19 protein-coding genes and 1 tRNA gene are annotated in these 17,706 nt (G+C 72.4%); 13 read left to right on the top strand and 7 right to left on the bottom strand.

Translation table 11 applies throughout. The annotated features are described in order from the left end of the window. Together DWB68_RS14390 and DWB68_RS14385 are read left to right on the top strand one after the other, a co-directional pair. Positions 1-73: transfer RNA gene (locus DWB68_RS14390), tRNA-Gly, on the top strand. A gap of 218 nt (positions 74-291) precedes the next feature. Continuing rightward, on the top strand, positions 292-522 hold the full coding sequence (locus DWB68_RS14385) for an antitoxin (protein ID WP_119425812.1): 231 nt from the start codon (positions 292-294) through the stop codon (positions 520-522). Positions 523-658: 136 nt separating this feature from the next. Here the strand turns inward: DWB68_RS14385 and DWB68_RS14380 are convergent, their stop codons facing one another. Both DWB68_RS14380 and zapE read right to left on the bottom strand, forming a co-directional pair. Continuing rightward, positions 659-1,258, bottom strand: coding sequence for a C39 family peptidase (locus DWB68_RS14380; protein WP_119425811.1), 600 nt, complete (start codon positions 1,256-1,258; stop codon positions 659-661). Between the two features lie 347 nt (positions 1,259-1,605). Further along, positions 1,606-2,646: a cell division protein ZapE gene (zapE, locus tag DWB68_RS14375; RefSeq protein WP_119425810.1), complete on the bottom strand. Its 1,041-nt coding sequence runs from the start codon at positions 2,644-2,646 to the stop codon at positions 1,606-1,608. A gap of 187 nt (positions 2,647-2,833) precedes the next feature. Between zapE and DWB68_RS14370 the strand changes: the two genes are divergently transcribed. Genes DWB68_RS14370 through DWB68_RS14355 form a run of 4 tightly spaced genes read left to right on the top strand, consistent with a single transcriptional unit; the run spans position 2,834 to position 5,252 of the window. Continuing rightward, the gene (locus tag DWB68_RS14370; protein WP_119425809.1) at positions 2,834-3,742 is read left to right on the top strand and encodes a sulfurtransferase; all 909 of its coding nucleotides are present in this window, start codon (positions 2,834-2,836) and stop codon (positions 3,740-3,742) included. Then, complete coding sequence (locus DWB68_RS14365; protein WP_119425808.1) at positions 3,739-4,170, top strand: SufE family protein; 432 nt, start codon at positions 3,739-3,741, stop codon at positions 4,168-4,170. The genes DWB68_RS14370 and DWB68_RS14365 overlap by 4 nt, the downstream gene beginning before the upstream one ends. A gap of 51 nt (positions 4,171-4,221) precedes the next feature. Further along, positions 4,222-4,680: a Cys-tRNA(Pro) deacylase gene (ybaK, locus tag DWB68_RS14360; RefSeq protein WP_267896981.1), complete on the top strand. Its 459-nt coding sequence runs from the start codon at positions 4,222-4,224 to the stop codon at positions 4,678-4,680. Next, on the top strand, positions 4,677-5,252 hold the full coding sequence (locus tag DWB68_RS14355) for a hypothetical protein (protein WP_119425806.1): 576 nt from the start codon (positions 4,677-4,679) through the stop codon (positions 5,250-5,252). Before ybaK ends, DWB68_RS14355 begins: the two co-directional genes overlap by 4 nt. Before the next feature lie 101 nt (positions 5,253-5,353). On the opposite strand, the gene DWB68_RS14350 is transcribed toward DWB68_RS14355, so the two are convergent. Then, the gene (locus DWB68_RS14350; protein ID WP_119425805.1) at positions 5,354-6,610 is read right to left on the bottom strand and encodes an alpha/beta hydrolase family protein; all 1,257 of its coding nucleotides are present in this window, start codon (positions 6,608-6,610) and stop codon (positions 5,354-5,356) included. A gap of 69 nt (positions 6,611-6,679) precedes the next feature. On the opposite strand from DWB68_RS14350, the gene msrB reads away from it, so the two are divergent. The 7 genes from msrB to DWB68_RS14315 all read left to right on the top strand — a co-directional run bounded on the left by msrB (position 6,680) and on the right by DWB68_RS14315 (position 14,419). Beyond that, complete coding sequence (gene msrB, locus DWB68_RS14345) at positions 6,680-7,117, top strand: peptide-methionine (R)-S-oxide reductase MsrB (protein ID WP_119425804.1); 438 nt, start codon at positions 6,680-6,682, stop codon at positions 7,115-7,117. Between the two features lie 76 nt (positions 7,118-7,193). Then, a complete protein-coding gene (locus tag DWB68_RS14340; protein ID WP_119425803.1) occupies positions 7,194-8,237 on the top strand; it encodes a threonine aldolase family protein in 1,044 nt (347 codons plus the stop codon). Between the two features lie 76 nt (positions 8,238-8,313). Then, complete coding sequence (locus DWB68_RS14335; protein ID WP_119425802.1) at positions 8,314-8,910, top strand: DUF3000 domain-containing protein; 597 nt, start codon at positions 8,314-8,316, stop codon at positions 8,908-8,910. 48 nt (positions 8,911-8,958) lie between these two features. Then, on the top strand, positions 8,959-10,224 hold the full coding sequence (locus tag DWB68_RS14330; protein WP_119425801.1) for an HRDC domain-containing protein: 1,266 nt from the start codon (positions 8,959-8,961) through the stop codon (positions 10,222-10,224). A 195-nt stretch (positions 10,225-10,419) separates the two neighbouring features. Further along, entirely contained in the window at positions 10,420-11,649 is a 1,230-nt protein-coding gene (locus tag DWB68_RS14325) for a thiolase family protein (protein ID WP_119425800.1), read from the top strand. A gap of 1 nt (position 11,650) precedes the next feature. Then, on the top strand, positions 11,651-13,789 hold the full coding sequence (locus DWB68_RS14320) for a 3-hydroxyacyl-CoA dehydrogenase NAD-binding domain-containing protein (protein WP_119425799.1): 2,139 nt from the start codon (positions 11,651-11,653) through the stop codon (positions 13,787-13,789). Positions 13,790-13,951: 162 nt separating this feature from the next. Further along, entirely contained in the window at positions 13,952-14,419 is a 468-nt protein-coding gene (locus DWB68_RS14315; protein ID WP_119425798.1) for a QcrA and Rieske domain-containing protein, read from the top strand. A 40-nt stretch (positions 14,420-14,459) separates the two neighbouring features. On the opposite strand, the gene DWB68_RS14310 is transcribed toward DWB68_RS14315, so the two are convergent. From DWB68_RS14310 to DWB68_RS14295, 4 genes are all read right to left on the bottom strand, one after another. Continuing rightward, the gene (locus DWB68_RS14310) at positions 14,460-15,497 is read right to left on the bottom strand and encodes a sensor histidine kinase (protein ID WP_147391701.1); all 1,038 of its coding nucleotides are present in this window, start codon (positions 15,495-15,497) and stop codon (positions 14,460-14,462) included. Positions 15,498-15,510: 13 nt separating this feature from the next. Then, entirely contained in the window at positions 15,511-16,242 is a 732-nt protein-coding gene (locus DWB68_RS14305; protein ID WP_119425796.1) for a response regulator transcription factor, read from the bottom strand. Further along, a complete protein-coding gene (locus tag DWB68_RS14300) occupies positions 16,239-16,931 on the bottom strand; it encodes a DUF3060 domain-containing protein (protein WP_119425795.1) in 693 nt (230 codons plus the stop codon). Before DWB68_RS14300 ends, DWB68_RS14305 begins: the two co-directional genes overlap by 4 nt. A gap of 156 nt (positions 16,932-17,087) precedes the next feature. Continuing rightward, positions 17,088-17,705: a response regulator gene (locus DWB68_RS14295; protein WP_119425794.1), complete on the bottom strand. Its 618-nt coding sequence runs from the start codon at positions 17,703-17,705 to the stop codon at positions 17,088-17,090. Position 17,706: the final 1 nt, after the last annotated feature.

The raw sequence follows: 17,706 nt of genomic DNA, 5'->3' as shown, positions 1-17,706 counted from the left end.
CGGACATAGCTCAGCTGGCTAGAGCGCCACCTTGCCAAGGTGGAGGTCGCGGGTTCGAATCCCGTTGTCCGCTCGCATCCCGGATCCATCCGGTTTAAGAAGCCCCACGGTTCTCCGTGGGGCTTCTGTGTTTCTCCCGCCGACCCGTCCGGCTCCTCCCCCGCCAGCGTGACCTCGTGCGTCGTCGCGCCACGCCCGGAGAAATATCTCTCTAGTGAAGCGCCCGTGTGTGCCCTAGCATCGATTCCAGAGGGCCCCGCCGGGGCCCAAGGACCGAAAGGGGGTGCCGACTTGTCTTTCCTCGACGACATCAAGGGCAAGGCCGAGGGCCTCGTTGATCAGGCGCAGGATCTGGTGGCCAAGAACGAAGAGGCCATCAAGAGCGGCATCGAGAAGGTCGGCGATTTCATCGACGACAAGACCGGCGGCAAGTTTGCCGACAAGGTCGACTCGGTGCAGGACGCCGCTTCCGGTCTGGTCGACAAGGCCGCCGGTGGCGACGACCAGGCCCCGCAGGCCTGATCTCACCCCCTCGAGCGATGCCCGGGCGAAGCGCTACGCGCGTGACGCCCTGACTTAACGTCGCAAGGAAGCAGGGCCGGTACCGTCGTGAGACAGCACCGGCCCTGTTCCCGTCTCCGGCGGATCCGCGGGGCGATCAGCCGACCACGAGCGCGCGGTTGAGGCTGCGCTTGATGGAGTTCAGGTAGGCGGTGGTCTTGGCCGACTTGCTGCCCTTGGCGGGATCGGAGATGAAGATGCGACCGCTTGCGTCCTTGCCCTTGGCCACGAGGTAATGACCGCCGTACAGATTGGTGTGCAGGATGACGGTCTTGCCCTTGGCCGCCGCCGCGAGGCCCTGCGCGTAGGTGACCTTGGTTGCCTTGACGCCGTACTTGGTAATCTGCGGCTTGAGATCGGCGATGAGGTCAGTGGAACGCGTGTGCCCGATGCTGGCCCGCACGTTCTTGACCGCCTGAACCGCGCTCGTCTTGTACCCGGACGGCGTCTTCCCGACCGCCTTGAGCGCGATCACCACGGAGGTCGGGCCGCAGTTGCGCGCCGCGGCCGTGCCCGTGGACATCTGCTTGATGGCAATCAGCGTGTTGCTCGCTGCCTTCACGGCGGCCGGGGCGACGACCGCCGGGGCCGGCGCGGCCGTCACGGGCTGCGCGGTTGCTAGCGGCGCTCCGGCGGCGGCCAGGAGGCCGAGGGTCAGGGTGCCGGCCGCGAGCTTGGTGGCGATCGTGGTCTTCATGGGAGAGCTCCTTCATCGGTGGATGTTTCCGAGGAAGAAGCTAGGGGCGACCCGCGCCGCGAGCCGAGGCGTTGATCAATTCGTTAGACATGTTGACGAACACTGGCGGGCGCCCCAAAGCTGTCAACCCATTCCACGCCCGCGTGACGCGCGGGAGGATCCCCGCGCCGCCCGGTGCGGCGGGCGCGGGGAGCCCACGGAGGCGGCGCAACGCCGCGCAACGTCGAGCCGCCCCGGCCGCGCGCGCCCCACGGCGGGGCGCACCAACACACAGCGCGACGGCGGGTGACCACCTTTCGGTGGCCACCCGCCGTCGCGCCGTGAAGCCGTGAAAGAGGGCGGATCGCTCAGCGCTCGGCGACGCCCTGGCCCTCGCGCACGAGCGAGGTGAGGCGCGAGACGGCGCGGAAGTACTTCTTCTGGTAGCCGCCGGCCATCATCTCCTCGGTGAAGAGGCGGTCGAACGGAACGCCGGAGGCCAGGATCGGCACGTCCTTGTCGTAGAGGCGGTCGGCCAGGACCACGAAGCGCAGCGCCGTGGCCTGATTCGTGATCGTCTCGACGTCGTGGAGGGCCAGGACGTCGACGTCCTTGAGCATCTGGCGGTAGCGCGAGGGGTGCACGCGCGAGAGGTGCTCGAGCAGCGCGGGGAAGCTGTCAACGGCGATGCTCGCCTCGGGGTAGCGCTCCTCGGCCAGCGGCTCGACCTGGGCGTCCTCGAGCGGCTGAGGGGCATCGGGCAGGCCGCGGTGGCGGTAGTCCTCGCCGTCGATGCGCATGATCTCGAACTGGTCGGCCAGCACCTGGATCTCGCGCTTGAAGTCCTGCGCGGCAAAGCGGCCCTCGCCCAGGGCGCCGGGGAGCGTGTTGGAGGTCGCGGCGATCTTGACGCCGGCGTCCGCCAGTTCGCGCATGAGGCGAGACATGAGGACCGTGTCCCCCGGGTCGTCGAGCTCGAACTCGTCGATGCAGACGAGGTCGTAGCCCTTGAGCACGTCCACCGCCTTGCGGAAGGAGAGGGCGCCCACGAGGTTGGTGTACTCCACGAAGGTGCCGAAGGCGCGCTTGCCCTCGGCTGCGTGCCACAGCGAGGCAAGCAGGTGGGTCTTGCCCACGCCGAAGCCGCCGTCGAGGTAGAGGCCGGCCGGCTCCTTGGGCTTGGACTTGCCGAAGAGCTTGCCGAGGAAGCCGCCGGAGGACGCCTTGCCCACCGAGTCGGCGAAGCGGCTCATGCGCTCCACGGCCGCGGCCTGGCTGGGCTGGCTCGGATCCGGGATGTACGTGTCGAAGGACACCTCGCCGAAGCGGTAGGACGGGTGCATCCCGGCCAGGAGCTCGTCTGGCGAGACCTGGGGCGTGATGTCGGTGAGATGGATTCTCGAGGCCACGTGCGGTGGGTTCCTTCCGCGCTGGTGCGGGTGAGCGGGCGTACCGCCAAGATTTTACGCGGAAAGCGTGGCGGAGCTTGCCTCGTGTGTCGCGTGGGCCACGGCCCGCGCGGGGAGGGCCGCGTAGGCTTGAAGCCGGCGCGGCCAGCGGGCGCGCCGCTCCCCTCCAGGTCTAGGAAGAAGCAGCATGAGCCAGTCAAGCGATTCCGGCATCGATCCCACCTTCGCTCACCCCGAGCGCCTCGTGTCCACGGCCTGGGTGGCCGAGCACCTGAACACCCCGGGCGTCGTCATCCTCGAATCCGACGAGGACGTGCTGCTCTACGCCACGGGCCACCTGCCCGGCGCCGTCAAGCTGGACTGGCACACCGAACTCAACGACCCCGTCACGCGCGACTACGTGGACGGCCCGGCCTTGGCCGCCCTGCTGAGCGCCAAGGGCGTCTCGCGCGAGGACACCCTCGTCATCTACGGCGACCGCAACAACTGGTGGGCCGCCTACGCCCTGTGGGTCCTCTCCCTCTTCGGGCACGAGGACGTGCGCCTCATGGACGGCGGCCGCGACAAGTGGATCGCCGAGGGCCGCGAGCTCACGCGCGAGGCCACGGTGCGCCCCGCCACGGCCTACCCCGTCATCGAGCGCGACGACGCCACCCTGCGCGCCTTCCTGCCCGAGGTCCTCGAGCACCTGGGTCACGGCCCGCTCATCGACGTGCGTTCCCCGCAGGAGTACTCGGGCGAGCGCACCCACATGCCCGATTACCCCGAGGAGGGCGCGCTGCGCGGCGGCCACATCCCGACCGCCGCGTCCGTGCCGTGGGGCCAGGCCGTGGCCGAGGACGGGACCTATCGCTCGCGCGCCGAGCTCGAGGAGCTCTACCTCGACCGCGCCGGCCTCTCGCTCGACGACGAGGTGGTCACCTATTGCCGCATCGGTGAGCGCAGCGCCCACACCTGGTTCGCCCTGCACTTCCTGCTGGGCATCGGCAACGTGCGCAACTACGACGGCTCCTGGACCGAGTGGGGCAACGCCGTGCGCGTGCCCATCGCGCTCGGCGCCGAGCCGGGTGCCGTGCCGGCCGGGGCCGCCCGATGAGCCTCCCCGCCGCCCTCGCCGAGATCGCCGAGGACTTCAACGCCCTCCCCGAGCCCGAGCGCCTCGAGCTGCTCCTCGAGTTCTCCGACAACCTGCCGGCCCTGCCCGCCCGCTTTGACGGGGTGGAGCTGGAGCAGGTGACCGAGTGCCAGTCCCCCGTGTTCCTCACGGTGGAGGTGGCCGACGACGCGCAGCGCACGGTCAATGTCTTCATCACGGCTCCCCCGCAGGCGCCCACGACGCGCGGCTTTGCCGGCGTGCTCAAGGAGGGCCTCGACGCCCTCCCCGCCGCCGCCGTGCTGGCCGTGCCGGACGACTTCCCGTCCACGCTCGGCCTGACGCGCGCCGTCTCGCCCCTGCGCCTGCGCGGCATGACCGCCATGCTGGGTCGGATCAAGCGCCGCGTGGCGGCCGCCCTGGAGGGCTGAGCCCTGGCGAAGGCCTCCAAGAAGGGAAAGGACGCCGGCACCCCGGCGCTCGTGGCGCTGGCCGCCGCCGGCGTGCAGCACACCGTCCACGCCTACGAGCACGCCGACGGCGAGCAGGATTTCGGCGGGGAGGCGGCGCGCGAGCTCGGGGTGGACCCGGCCCGTGTGTTCAAGACCCTCGTCCTGGACCTCGGCAACGGCCGTGATCTCGGTGTCGCCGTGGTGCCCGTGGCGGGCAAGCTTGACCTCAAGGCCGCGGCGACGGCGCTCGGCGTGAAGAAGGTGGCCCTCGCGGACCGCCAACTCGCGGCGCAGCGCACGGGCTACGTCCCGGGCGGGATCTCCCCGCTGGGGCAGCGCAAGGCCCTGCCCACCGCCGTCGATGAGAGCGCGCTCGCGCTCCCGAGCGTCTTTGTTTCGGGAGGGCGCCGCGGCCTCGACGTGGAGCTCGCGGGCGCCGACCTCGTGGCGCTCACCCGCGCCGCCGTGGCCCCGCTGGCGGCCCCGTGAGCGGCGCGGATCCGGCGGCCCACGACGGTGCTGCGCTCCTGCGCCTGCTCCAGGGCCTGCGCCGCGAGCGCACGCGCCACCCGCTCACGGCCACCGTGCTCTTCGAGGACGCGGAGGGCCAGAGCACGAGCTATCGGCTCGAGATGTGGATGGACGGCCGCACGGCGCGGTGCATCCGCAGCGACGACGGGTTCCGGGTCGAATACGCGCCCCTGGACCGCACCTTGCGGCACGTCGGCGGCCTCGACCGCGCCGACTTCACGCGCCGAGACGCCGACTTCCCCTCGCGCTTCATCCCCCTGTGCATGGGCGCGCCGCTCGCGCTGCCCATCTGGGGTGACGAGGTGGGTGGCGAACGCCCGCTCGCGGTGCGGGGCGCCGGCCGCCACCTCGTCGAGGTCGACTACTCCACGCCGGAGGACGGCACGGAGCTCGAGTTCGCCGGGACGGCCGTCATCGATACGCGGCTCATGTGCGCCACGAGCTTCACCCGCCTCGGCGGCGCCGAGCGCTACACGCTGCTGGAGCCGCGCCGCCTCACCATGCCGGATTGGTCAAGCCTGCTCGGCTGAACCGCCGGCCCACCTCCGCGTGAAACGCAGGGACCCGACGGCGCGTGGCTCACGTGAGCCAGGCGCCGTCGGGCCCCGATCCTTCTGTACGCGTTCAGCGCTCAGCGCGGCAGCGGCGCGAGCCCCGGGATGGGGGCCGCGAACATGCTCTCGAGCCAGTCGGAGACGGCGTCGTCCCAGGCCTTGGGATCCACGTTCCACTCGCGCACGTGGCCCGCCTGAGTGAAGGCCACGAGGTCCACCTTGGCCGGATTCTTGGCCGCAAGCTCCGCGGAGGAGGCGAAGGGGACGAAGTCATCGTCCTTCGAGTGCAGGATGAGCGTCGGCACGCGCAGCTGCTCGGCGCGGCTCACCCAGTCAAGGGACGCCAGGTCGAGCGGGGCCGTCAGGCCCGTGATCTTCTTGCCCCACGGGTGCGTGAGCAGCCACGTGCCGAGGCGCCCGGAGACGTAGGGGATCTTGTTGATCTTGGCCTGGTGCTCGAGGATGTCGAACCAGTTGACGGCTGGGCCGTCCAGGACGAGGGCCTGCACGCGCGTGCGGTGCTGGGAGCGGTCGGCCACCTGCAGGGCGATGGCCCCGCCCATGGACCAGCCGAAGAGCACCACGTCGCGCGCGCCCTGCGAGATGGCGTAGCCGATCGCCGAATCGACGTCGCGCCATTCGGTGGTGCCCAGGCCGTAGCGACCGTTGTTGACCTCGGGGGCGTCGCCGTCGTTGCGGTAGCTCACCACGAGCGAGGTGAGACCGGCGTCGTGGGCCACGGGGAGGGCGCGCAGGGCCTCGAGCCGGTTGGCGCCGCGGCCGTGGATCATGATGGCCCAGGTATCCGAGCGCGTGCTGCCCGGGATCAGCCAGGCCGGGGCCTGCCCCGCTGACACGGGCACCTGCACCTCGCTGAAGTCCAGCCCCAGGTCCGCGGGGCTCAGGTAGACGTTGCCGCCCAGGCGGCCGCGGCGAGCGGCCCCCAGGTCCCCGCGGTCCACCGTGATGACCTCGCGCTGCAGCGTGCCCTCGGCATCGGAGCGCTCAGTGACCTCGCCCAGGCGGGCGTGGCCGCGATCGCCGTCGAACCACAGGGAATACGTGCCGGGCTTGGTGGTCTCCTGGGTGACAGGAAGGACCACCTCCTGCCCGCGCGGGGTGGAGATGAGCGCGAGGATCTCGACGTCCTCCACGGGGGCCTTGCCCGGGGTCACGACCTCGCGGGCAAAGAGCGTGGCGAGCCCGCCGATCACACCGGCGGCCGCCGAACCGACCGCCGCACCGGCGCCCAGGCCGAGGAAGGTCCAGGCCACCGGGCCGGGGCCCTTGCGCCGCTTCGACGAGGGGACGGGGCTGTCATTGCGCTGCGTCATGACCTCATCATGTCACCGGCTGGTGAGCGGCACGGGAATGCCCCGCCGGATCGTTGCGTTGTCGAGACCATGACCTCCATCGATCCGCGCCACGCCTCCACCGTCGACGACCCGAGCGGCACGGGCGACGCCGCCTGGCGCGAACGACTCAGCCCCGCCGAGTTCCAGGTGCTGCGCCAGCAGGGCACCGAGCGCGCCTTCACGGGGCACTACTGGGACGACCACAGCGAGGGCGTCTACGCCTGTAAGGCCTGCGGCGCCGAGCTGTTCAGCTCCGCCGAAAAGTTCGACTCACACTGCGGCTGGCCCTCCTTCTTTGCACCGCTGGCCGGCGAGAGCGTGCGCTATCTGGTCGACACCACGGCCGGGATGCGCCGGGTGGAGGTGCGCTGCGCCGCGTGCGATTCGCACCTCGGGCACGTCTTCGAGGGCGAGGGCTACGACACGCCCACCGATCAGCGCTACTGCATCAATTCGATCTCCCTGAGCAAGCGCGAGCGCGCCTGAGCCCGCGACAGCGGCGCGGCGGTGACGCGGCGGGCCGGGCCCGTCGCCCGGCCCGTCTGGCCCTAGGCTTGGCGGCGTGAACTCCTTGCACGACGCCGCCCGCCACGTTTTTGCCTCAGACAACTCCTCCGGGGTCCATCCCGAGGTGATGGCCGCGCTGCTCGCGGTCAATGGGGGTCACACCGACGCCTACGGTGCCGACCCGTACACCGAGGCCTTCGGGGCCTGGGCCCGTGCGCTCTTCGGCGAGGGCGCCGTGGCGTTGCCCGTGCTCAACGGCACGGGCGCCAACGTCCTGGCCCTGCAGGCCGCGACCCCGCGCTTCGGCGCCGTGCTGTGCGCCGCGAGCGCCCACATCAACACGGACGAGGCGGCCGCGCCTGAACGCTCGGCCGGGCTCAAGCTGCTCCCGCTGCCCCACGAGCACGGCAAGGTCTCCCCCGCCGCCGTGCGCGCGGCGGCCGGGGCGCTCGGCTCGCAGCACCACGCCCAGCCCACCACGCTCTCGCTCTCCAACGTCACGGAGGCCGGCACCGCGTACACGCCCGCAGAGATCGCGGCCCTGAGCGCCGCCGCGCACGAGCACGGCATGCTCGTGCACGTTGACGGTTCCCGGCTCTCGCACGCCGCCGCCTTCACGGGGGCCGGGCTTCGCGAGCTCGTCAGCGAGGCCGGCGTGGACGTCCTGAGCTTGGGCGCCACCAAGAACGGCGCCATGCTCGCCGAGGCCGTCATCGCGCTGCACCCCGCGGCGGCCGCCGCCCTGCCGCACCTGCGCAAGAGCACCACGCAGCTCGTCTCGAAGCAGCGCTTCGTCTCCGCCCAGCTGCTCGCCATGTACGAGGGGGATCTCTGGCTGCGCAACGCGGGTCACGCCAACGCGCTGGCCGCGCGCCTCGGTGCCGGGTTGGCGGCCCTCCCCGGCGTCCGCCTGGCCCATCCCGTGGAGTCGAACGCCGTCTTCATCGAGGCGCCAGCGGCGCTGCTCGCACCCCTGCGGGAGCGCTTCGGCTTCCACGGCGAGGGCACCGCGGGGTCCCCGGCCCGGCTCATGTGTTCCTTCGACACGCGGGAGGAGCACGTCGACGCCCTCCTCGCCGCGGCGGCGGAGCTCGCCTGATCGCGCGCGGCACGCGGCACCTCCGGCACGGCGTGGTGACCGGGCGGGACGCCCGCCCGGTCCTAGGCTTTCTGGCGTGAGCACGCAACGCGCCGGCGGTGAAACGCCCGAGGCCTTCAGGACGGCCCTTGCCGCCCTCGAACGCTCCAGCGTCCGTCCCGAGGTCTCGCTGCACGGCATCGACGCCCCCTACGGCCTGGCCAGTCATGCCGTGGCCGTGGCGGCCGAGGTGTGCGGCGCGGTCGAGCCGGGCGCGCCCACGAGCGAGCTCGCGACGGGCCGCTTCATCCTCCTGCACGAGCCGGAGCCGAACCCCGTTTGGGGAGGCACCTTCCGGATCGTCACCTACATCCGCGCCACCCTCGAACCCGAGATGGGCAACGACCAGCTCCTGGGTTCGGTGGCTTGGACCTGGCTCGTGGACGCGCTGCGCGAGCACCGCGCCCCCTACACCGAGGCCGGCGGCACGGCCACGCGCGTGCTGAGCGAAAACTTCGGCACGCTGACGGGCAGCGCCGAGCACATCGACATCGAGCTGCGCGCCTCCTGGACGCCCCTGAACGCCGAACTCACGAGCCATCTGGAGGCCTGGGTGGACATGGTCGCGTCCTTCGCCGGGCTGCCTCCGCTGCCCGACGGCGTGACACCGCTCCCGTTCCTGCGCCTGACCTAGTGCGTCCCACGTGCCGCGCCATGCCGAGCGACTAGAATGGCGCCCATCATGACCGCCACCCCAGCCGACATCTCGGTGCTTGCCGCCGGACAGATCCCCCAGCGCGATCCGGACCTCCTGGTTCCGTTGAGCGCGCCAGCCGAGGGCATCCCCTTCGTCATCGACAACCCCAAGGCCCTCGAGCGCGCCGCCGCGGCCCTCGCGGCCGGCACCGGCCCCGTCGCCGTGGACGCCGAGCGCGCCTCCGGATTCCGCTACGGCCAGCGCGCCTTCCTGGTGCAGCTGCGCCGCGAGGGCGCCGGCACCATCCTGATCGATCCGGAGGCCTTCGAGGACCTCGCCCCCATCAACGACGCCCTGCGCGGCGTCGAGTGGATCCTGCACGCCGCCCACCAGGACCTCCCCTGCCTCCACGAGGTCGGGATGGCCCCCGATGCCCTCTTCGACACCGAACTCGCGGCGCGCCTGGCCGGCCTGCCCCGCGTGGGCCTCGGCCCCGTCGTCGAGACCATGCTCGGCCTCAAGCTCGCCAAGGAGCACTCGGCCGCCGACTGGTCCACGCGACCGCTGCCCGAGCCGTGGCTCAACTACGCAGCGCTCGACGTCGAGGTGCTCATCGAGCTGCGCGAGGAGATGGGTGCACTCCTGCATGGGCAGGGCAAGGACGAGATCGCGGCGCAGGAGTTCGAGGCCGAGCGCGTGGCACCGGACCCGTCCCCGCGGCAGGACCCCTGGCGCCGCACCCACGGCCTGCATCAGCTGCGCAAGCCGGCCCAGCTCGCCGCGGTGCGCGAGCTCTGGGAGGAGCGCGAGCACGTGGCCAAGACGCGCGACCGCGCTCCCGGGCGCCTGCTGCCGGACTCCGCCATCATCGCGGCGGCCAAGGCCATGCCGCGCACGGTTCCCCAGCTGATCAGCACCTCGGGCTTCGTCGGTCGCCTCGCGGCCAAGGAGGCGCCGCGCTGGCTCGCGGCCCTGCAGCGCGCCCGCACCACCACCGAGCTGCCGCCGCTGCACGTCAAGAGCAACACGCCCCCGCCGCCGCGCTCGTGGCCCGATCGCCACCCCGAGGCCGCCGCCCGCTTCCAGACCGCGCGGGCCCGCCTCGCGCGGGAGGCAGAGAAGCTCGGCATGCCCTCGGAGAATCTGCTCACGCCGGCCACGCTCAAGGCCCTGTGCTGGCAACCGCCGGCCGTGATCGACCTCGACAGCATTCGGGCCTGCCTGGCCGAGCTCGGCGCCCGCCCGTGGCAGATCGACCGCACGGCAGCCGTCCTGACGGTCGCCTTCCTCGACCCCGACCCGCTGGACTGAGCGACCGACTCCCGGCCCCGCGCCCGACGCCCCGGACCCTCCTTGAGGGCCCGGGGCGTCGTCGTTCCCCCACTTGCACGCATTGTTACTCACCAGTAGCGTATGAGCTGCATCACCTCTGCTTAAGGTTGTTCCGGGGGCCTCGACGCCCCCGGCCCGGCCAGCACCACCGAACCGCAGACGAGGGAGTCCTCCGTGTCACCTGCCATCAGCCCCCACCGCGCCCTGCGCGACGTCGTCTTCGTCGACGGCGTGCGCACGCCCTTCGGCCGCGCCGGCGACAAGGGCATGTACGCCAACGTTCGCGCCGACGACCTCGCCGTGAAGACGGTGCGCGAGCTGCTGCGCCGCCACCCCGACCTCGACCCGGCCGCCATCGACGAGGTGGCGATCGCCGCCACGACCCAGTCCGGAGACCAGGGCCTGACCCTCGGGCGCACCGTGTCGCTCCTCGCGGGCCTGCCCGTGACGGTCCCCGGTTACGCGATCGACCGTCTCTGCGCCGGCGCCATGACGGCCGTGACGACGCTCGCCGGGGCCATCGCCTTCGGCTCCGTCGACGTCGCCATCGCCGGCGGCGTGGAGCACATGGGTCACCACCCCATGGGCCTCGACGCCGACCCCAATCCGCGCTTCGTCACCGAGCGACTCGTGGACCCGGCGGCCCTGAACATGGGCAACACGGCCGAAAACCTCCACGATCGCTTCCCGAGCCTGACCAAGGAGCGCACCGACGCCTACGCCGCTGCCTCCCAGGCGAAGGCCGCCGCCGCCTACGAGCGCGGCGACATCCAGCCGAACCTCGTGCCGGTCGCCTCGCGCCGCACGGGCGAGGGCTGGAACCTGCGCACGCGCGACGAGGGCCTGCGCCCGGGCACCACGCTCGAGGACCTGGCCGGGCTGCGCACCCCCTTCCGCGCCCACGGCCGCGTCACGGCCGGCAACGCCTCCGGTCTGAACGACGGCGCCACCGCCGCGCTGCTCGCCTCGGGCGAGGCGGCCGAGCGGCTGGGGCTGCCGGTCGGCATGCGCCTGGTCTCCTTCGCCTTCGCCGGGGTGGAGCCGCAGGTCATGGGCTACGGCCCGGTTCCCTCCACGGAGAAGGCGCTCATGCAGGCCGGGCTGAGCATCGAGGACATCGGCCTCTTCGAGGTCAACGAGGCCTTCGCGGTGCAGGTCATCGCCTTCCTCGAGTACTTCGGCATCGCCGACGACGACGCGCGCGTGAACCAGTACGGCGGCGCCATCGCCTTCGGCCACCCCCTCGCGTCCTCCGGCATCCGCCTCATGACGCAGCTCTCCCGCCAGTTCGAGCAGCACCCAGAGGTGCGCTACGGCCTGACGACCATGTGCATCGGCCTGGGCATGGGCGGCACGGTCATCTGGGAGAACCCCCACCACGCCCAGTACGGACAGGACGCCTGACATGACGCAGACCCCGCACAGCGCCACCTTTGAGCGCTTCGAGCACCTCACCGAGATCCTTCCCGACGAGGTCGTCACCCACTCCCTCGTCCAGGACGTGACCCTTGCCTCCGGCAAGACGCTCGCCCTCATCACGCTGGACAACGGTCACGATCACACGCGCCCCGCCACGCTGGGCCCGGCCACCATGATCGAGCTCGGCCGCACCGTCGAGGCCCTCGCCGCCCGCGCTGCGGCCGGCGAGATCGACGCCGTGGGCGTCACCGGCTCCGGCTACGTCCTCGCGGCGGGCGCCGACCTCTCCGCCGTCTCCTCCCTGCGCGAGGAGGCCCAGGGCCGCGCCATGGCCGAGCTCGGCCACGCCGTCTACGACCAGTTCCCGGCGCTCGGGGTCCCGAGCTTCGCGTTCATCAACGGCACCGCCCTGGGCGGCGGCCTCGAGCTGACGCTGGCCTGCGCGTACCGCACCGTCTCCACGGGAGCCCAGGGCCTCGGCCTGCCCGAGGCCTTCATCGGCCTCGTCCCCGGCTGGGGCGGCGTCTACCGCCTCCCGCGCCTCGTGGGCCCCGAGGCGGCGTTGGCCGTCATGATCGAGAACCCGCTGAACAACAACCGCTCCCTCGGTGGGGCGGCCTTCGGTGCGGTGGGCGGCGCCGACGCCACCTTCGAGCCCGCCGACTTCCTGGAGCAGTCCCTGCTCTGGGCCGACCGCGTGCTCACGGGAGAGCTCGAGGTCACCCGACCCCACGCCGTCGACCCCTCCGATCCCGAGGTGGAGGCCCGCTGGGCCGCCGCCGTGGCCAAGGGCCGCGCGCTGGTCCAGGCCAAGACCTCCGGCGCCGCGCCCGCCCCCGGCCGGGTCCTCGACATCCTCGAGGCCAATCGCACCCTGACTCAGCCCGAGTCCGCCGAGCTGGAGGTCGAGGCGCTCACGGAGCTCATGGCCACCCCGGCGTTCCACAACACGGTCTACGCCTTCCTCGACCTCGTGCAGAAGCGCGGCAAGCGCCCCGCCGGCGCGCCGGACAAGAAGCTCGCCCGGCCCATCAACAAGGTCGGCGTCGTGGGTGCCGGCCTCATGGCGGCCCAGCTCGCGCTCGTCTTTGCGCAGAAGCTCAAGGTGCCGGTGGTGATGACCGACATGGATCAGGAGCGCGTGGACCGCGGCGTGGCCCACGCGCATGCCGACATCGACAAGCAGCTCTCGCGCGGCAAGATCAGCCAGGACGCCGCCAACCGCACCAAGAGCCTCATCAGCGGCAGCGTCGACAAGTCCGTCTACGCCGACGCCGATTGGGTCATCGAGGCGGTCTTCGAGGAGATCGGCGTCAAGAAGGCGGTGTTCGCGGAGCTCGAGGCCATCGTCTCCCCCGAGTGCCTCCTCGCGACCAACACCTCCTCACTGTCCGTGACGGAGATGGCGGCGGGGCTCAAGCACCCCGAGCGCCTCGTGGGCTTCCACTTCTTCAACCCCGTGGTCTACATGCCGCTCGTGGAGATCGTGGCCCAGCCTGCCACCTCGCAGGAGGTGCTCGCCACGGCCTTTGTGGTGGCGAAGAACCTGCGCAAGACCGCCGTGCTGGTCAAGGACGCGCCGGCCTTTGTCGTCAACCGCCTCCTGCTGCGCCTCATGAACGAGGTGCAGGAGGCCTTCGACAACGGCACGCCCGCCGAGGTCGCGGACGGCGCGCTCGCCCCCATGGGCCTGCCCATGAGCCCCTTCACCCTGCTCGCCATGGTCGGCCTGCCCGTGGCCCAGCACGTCTCGGAGACCCTGCACACGGCCTTCCCGGAGCGCTTCCCGCTCTCCACCAATGTGCAGCGCCTCATCGACGCCAAGGTCACCTCGATCTGGGCGAAGGGCGAGGACGGCTCGGTCTCCGTCCCGGCCTCGACGCTCGATCTGCTCGAGTTCGGGGACGCCCCGCTCACGGGCGAGGAGCTGCTGACCCGCACGCAGGACGCGCTGGCCCTGGAGGTGAAGACCATGCTGGACGAGGGCGTGGTCGCCGCCGCCGAGGATATCGACCTGTGCATGATCCTGGGCGCCGGCTGGCCCATGTTCATCGGCGGCCTGACGCCCTACCTGGACCAGGTGGGAGCCTCCGAGCGGGTCAACGGTTCCCGCTTCCACAGCTGAGGCTCTCTCCTTCCGTGCCCGACGGCGCCCGCCCCCTGGGGTGGGCGCCGTCCCGTGTGCGGGGCACTGCTCCGGGCGCGCCAGGAGGGCGCGTCGCCCGGTCCGCGGGGCGCGGGGGCGCGGCACAGTCGACGCACAGCGCAGCGGTGGGAGAATGGCGGCATGAGCCACGAGCAGATCGCCGCAGACGCAGCTTCCCTCGAGTCCCCCGCCGGGTGCTGCCGCAGCCGCCGGGCCGTGCTGGGCGGTGGCCTGGTCGGCGCGGCCGCCCTGACCCTGGCCGCTTGCGCCGCCCCGAGCGAGCCGGCCGCCGAGCCCTCCGCGACGGGCGAGGGCCACGAGGTGCTCTCCGCCTCGGAGCTCCCCGTGGGGAAGCAGGCCTCGGTCAAGATCAACAAGGCGGACGTCACCCTGTACCGCCGGGACGAGAGCACTGTGCTGGCCTACAGCGCGATCTGCACGCACGCCGGCTGCACCGTGGTGGCCGGGGACGAGAACCGCTTCCACTGCCCGTGCCACGACTCCTACTTCAACGTGGCCGACGGCTCGGTGGCGGGAGGCCCCGCGCCGCGCCCCTTGGCGCGCTTCGCCGCCGCGATCGAGGGCGACAAGGTCCTCGTCTACCTCTGAGCGGGCACCGCTCCCCCGGCGAGGACCCGTCAGCGCTGGTTCAACGCGCATCCCCCGTGGTGCGGGGTGCCGGCTCAGCCCGCTCGCCGCCGCGCGCCGGCAGGCTGATCCGCACGCTGGTGCCCCTGCCCTCGCGCGAGCGCAGGCTCACCTCGCCGCCGTGACGCTGCACGATCACCTTGACGAGCGCGAGGCCCACGCCGGAGCCCGGCAGGTCCGCGACATTGCGCGCGCGGGCCAGCTCCTCGAAGACGAGCTCGGCCTCCTCCTCGGGGATGCCCCGGCCCGTGTCGGCGACCTCGACGATGACGCGCTGGGCGTCCTCCACGCCGGTGATCTCCACTCGCTCCCCCGGGGCCGTGTACTTGAGCGCGTTCCCGATGACGTTGTGAAAGACGAGGCGCAGCAGATCCGGGTCGCCGTTCACCTCGGGCAGCGGCCAGGGCGCGACCGGCAGGTAGACGCGCACATCGCGTTGCGGCAGCAGCGCCTCGTGGCCCGCCTCCGCGAGATCGTCGAGGGCCTCGGTCACCACCTCGTCGACGCGGACGGGTTCGAGGTCCAGCTGGCTCACCTCGAGCTCCGCGAGGCCCCGTAGGTCGCCGACGAGCCGCGCCATGCGCTGCGCCTGGATGCCGGCCGTGGCCCACGCGCGGTATCCGCCCAGCCCCTCGGCGCCCTGCGCCGCGAGGGCCTTGAGCGCCGTGACCGGATTCTTGAGCTCGTGGTCAAGCCGCCGCAGGAAGCGCCGGCGGGCCGCCCGGGCCTCCTCCTCGGCGGCCAGCGTGGCCGCCGCGAGCGCCGCGGCGCGCTCGCGGGCAAGCGCCGCGCGGCGGCGCAGGATCGCGGTGCGTCCCACCGTGGCGAGCAGCACCAGCACCACGCCGAGGCCCGCCACGGCCGGCCCGGTGGCCAGCTCCACGCCCACCCAGGCCCCCGGGCGGGACAGCCAGAGCCACACCCCCGCCGCGACCCCGGCACAGCCGAGCACCGCCGCCACGTGCGCGCCCCAGGAGCGTCCGGGCCGCCCCGCTCCCGCCGCGCGCCCGCGGGCGGTCCCCGATGCGTCGTCGTGCATGGTGTTTGACCCCTCAGCCACGGCGGACCTCGGCGACGACGCGATAGCCGCCGCCGGGAACGGTCTTGAGCAGCGTGGGTTCGGCGGGATCGTCCTCGAGCACGCGGCCCAGCTCCGCCACGCGGGGGTCAACCGCGCGGGTGGAGACGGCGATCTCGAAGCCCCACACCCGTTCGAGCAGGCGCTCGCGGCTGTGCAGCTCCTCCGGATACCCCAGGAGGTATTCGAGCAGGGCGAAGGCCTTCGGTGTCAGAGCCACCTCGCGCTCACCGAGGAACACGCGACGCCCGATGCGTTCGAGCCGCACGGCGCCGGAGGCCCGCGGCCCGGCGACGAGGACGTCCGCCGGGGCACCCCGCGTCGCCGCGGTGCGCCGGGCCAGCGCCCTGATCCGCGACGCCAGCTCCTGCGGGTCGAAGGGCTTGTTGAGGTAGTCGTCTGCCCCCTCGTCGAGGGCGGCCGAGCGTTCCGCCGCCTCCCCCACCTGGGTGAGCAGGATGACGGGGACCCAGTCGCCGCGTTCCCGGAGCCGGCGGACCAGCTCGCGGCCGTCCATCACGGGCATGAGCACGTCCGTGACCACCACGTCGGGGCGCTGGGTCTGCACGGCCAGCAGACCCTGGGCGCCATCGGCCGCCGTGGACACGGCAAAGCCTGCGCGGGAGAGGTAGGCACCCACCGTCTCCCGCACCGCCTCGTCGTCGTCCACGAGCAGGACGGAGGCCCTGTGCCCGGGCCGACTCATCCGGCGGCGTTCGGCAGCTGGATCGGCGTGGCGGAGACGACCGAGCCCGTGCCCTGGTCGTCAACGCTGGGCTTGGTGCCCGCGTAGGCCACCGTGTTGCCGGTGCCCGTGATCTCGACGGAGGTCAGCTTCGCGCCGGCCACCGTGTTGCCGCTCCCGGAGATCTCCAGGGTGTCGACGGGCTGGGTCAGCACCACCGTGGCGCCCGTCGCGTCCACCACCACGCGCTTGCACGGCTGCAGCAGCTTGACGATGGCGCCCGTGGTCTCGACGGTGGCGACGCCGCCTGTGCACTCGACTTCCTCGGTCACGAGCTCCTCCCAGCCGATGTGCAGGGGCAGGGGGCCGCCCGACTCCCCGGCCGCGCCTCCCGATGCGCCGTCTGTGGCCGACGCCTCGGCCGCACCGGACGCGGTGGCCTCCGGCGTGATGTCGGCGACGCCCTCCGTGCTCTCGCTCGCGGCGATCGAGGCACCATCGCTTCCGGCGCTCACGGTGGCGTCGCGCGCCTCGACCTTGGCGCCATCGGCACCGCCGGACACCGTCACGCCGGGGGCGGAGATCACCGCGCCGTCGGAGCCCACGGAGACGCCGGTCTTGCCGTCGCCGGCGCTCACGCAACCGACGAGCGAGGTGGCGCCCAGGGCCAGGACGGCTGCGGCGGACAGGATGTGGCTGGTCTTCTTCACGGTCTTCCCCCCGTTTGCTCGCGGGGCCTGCCGTGTCCCTGCCCCGTCACCAGAGACGCTACGGAGCCGGGGTGGACGCTAGGTGTCCGGAGCGTATCGAACGTGTCGCAGGCCTGCGACACCCCCGTGCGCCCCCGAACCGGAAAGCGCACAGTGTTATTCAAGCATGCCGGAGCGCCTGGCCTCCGCCACGGCGGCGGTGCGGGAGCTGACCCCGAGCTTCGTGAACACGTGCACGAGGTGCGATTTCACCGTGGCCTCGGTGACGTGCAGCCGCTGGGCGATCTGCGTGTTGGAGCAGCCCTCCCCCACGAGCCCGAGCACCTCGAGCTCGCGCAGGCTCAGGGTGGGAAGCGGCGCGCGCAGGCGTTGCAGGAGCCGGGCGGCGACGGCCGGGGCCAGCGCCGACTCCCCCGCCGCCGCGGCGCGCACGGCGGGAAGCAGCTCCGACGGCGGCGCGTCCTTGAGCAAGTAGCCGGCCGCACCGGCCTCGACGGCCGCGAGGATGTCGGCGTCGGCGTCGTGATTGGTCAGCACCAGGATGGGCGGGGCGGAGCCGGCCTCGCGGATGCGGGCGATGGCGCCCACGCCGGAGCCCTCGCCGAGCCGCAGATCCATGAGCACGACGTCGGGCGCGTGGCTCGCGCACGCGGCGACGGCCTCGTCCTCCGAGGCGGCCTCGGCGACAACCTCGAGGTCGGCCTCCGTCTCGAGGAGGGCTCGCAGGCCCACCCGCACGATGGGATGGTCGTCGACGATCACGATCCGCGTCACG

Origin of the sequence: Galactobacter valiniphilus (genome assembly GCF_003575975.1) — a bacterium.
Lineage (GTDB): Bacteria > Actinomycetota > Actinomycetes > Actinomycetales > Micrococcaceae > Galactobacter > Galactobacter valiniphilus.
The sequence above is the reverse complement of the archived record's forward strand: the minus strand, read 5'-3'. Positions and strand labels throughout refer to the sequence as shown.

Bases quoted from the DNA above. Each gene is read 5' to 3' on its own strand.
- DWB68_RS14350 (WP_119425805.1), bottom strand. From the start codon at position 6,610: ATGACGCAGCGCAATGACAGCCCCGTCCCCTCGTCGAAGCGGCGCAAG.
- msrB (WP_119425804.1), top strand. From the start codon at position 6,680: ATGACCTCCATCGATCCGCGCCACGCCTCCACCGTCGACGACCCGAGC.
- DWB68_RS14320 (WP_119425799.1), top strand. From the start codon at position 11,651: ATGACGCAGACCCCGCACAGCGCCACCTTTGAGCGCTTCGAGCACCTC.
- DWB68_RS14330 (WP_119425801.1), top strand. From the start codon at position 8,959: ATGACCGCCACCCCAGCCGACATCTCGGTGCTTGCCGCCGGACAGATC.
- DWB68_RS14380 (WP_119425811.1), bottom strand. From the start codon at position 1,258: ATGAAGACCACGATCGCCACCAAGCTCGCGGCCGGCACCCTGACCCTC.
- DWB68_RS14310 (WP_147391701.1), bottom strand. From the start codon at position 15,497: ATGCACGACGACGCATCGGGGACCGCCCGCGGGCGCGCGGCGGGAGCG.
- DWB68_RS14365 (WP_119425808.1), top strand. From the start codon at position 3,739: ATGAGCCTCCCCGCCGCCCTCGCCGAGATCGCCGAGGACTTCAACGCC.
- DWB68_RS14315 (WP_119425798.1), top strand. From the start codon at position 13,952: ATGAGCCACGAGCAGATCGCCGCAGACGCAGCTTCCCTCGAGTCCCCC.
- DWB68_RS14305 (WP_119425796.1), bottom strand. From the start codon at position 16,242: ATGAGTCGGCCCGGGCACAGGGCCTCCGTCCTGCTCGTGGACGACGAC.
- DWB68_RS14370 (WP_119425809.1), top strand. From the start codon at position 2,834: ATGAGCCAGTCAAGCGATTCCGGCATCGATCCCACCTTCGCTCACCCC.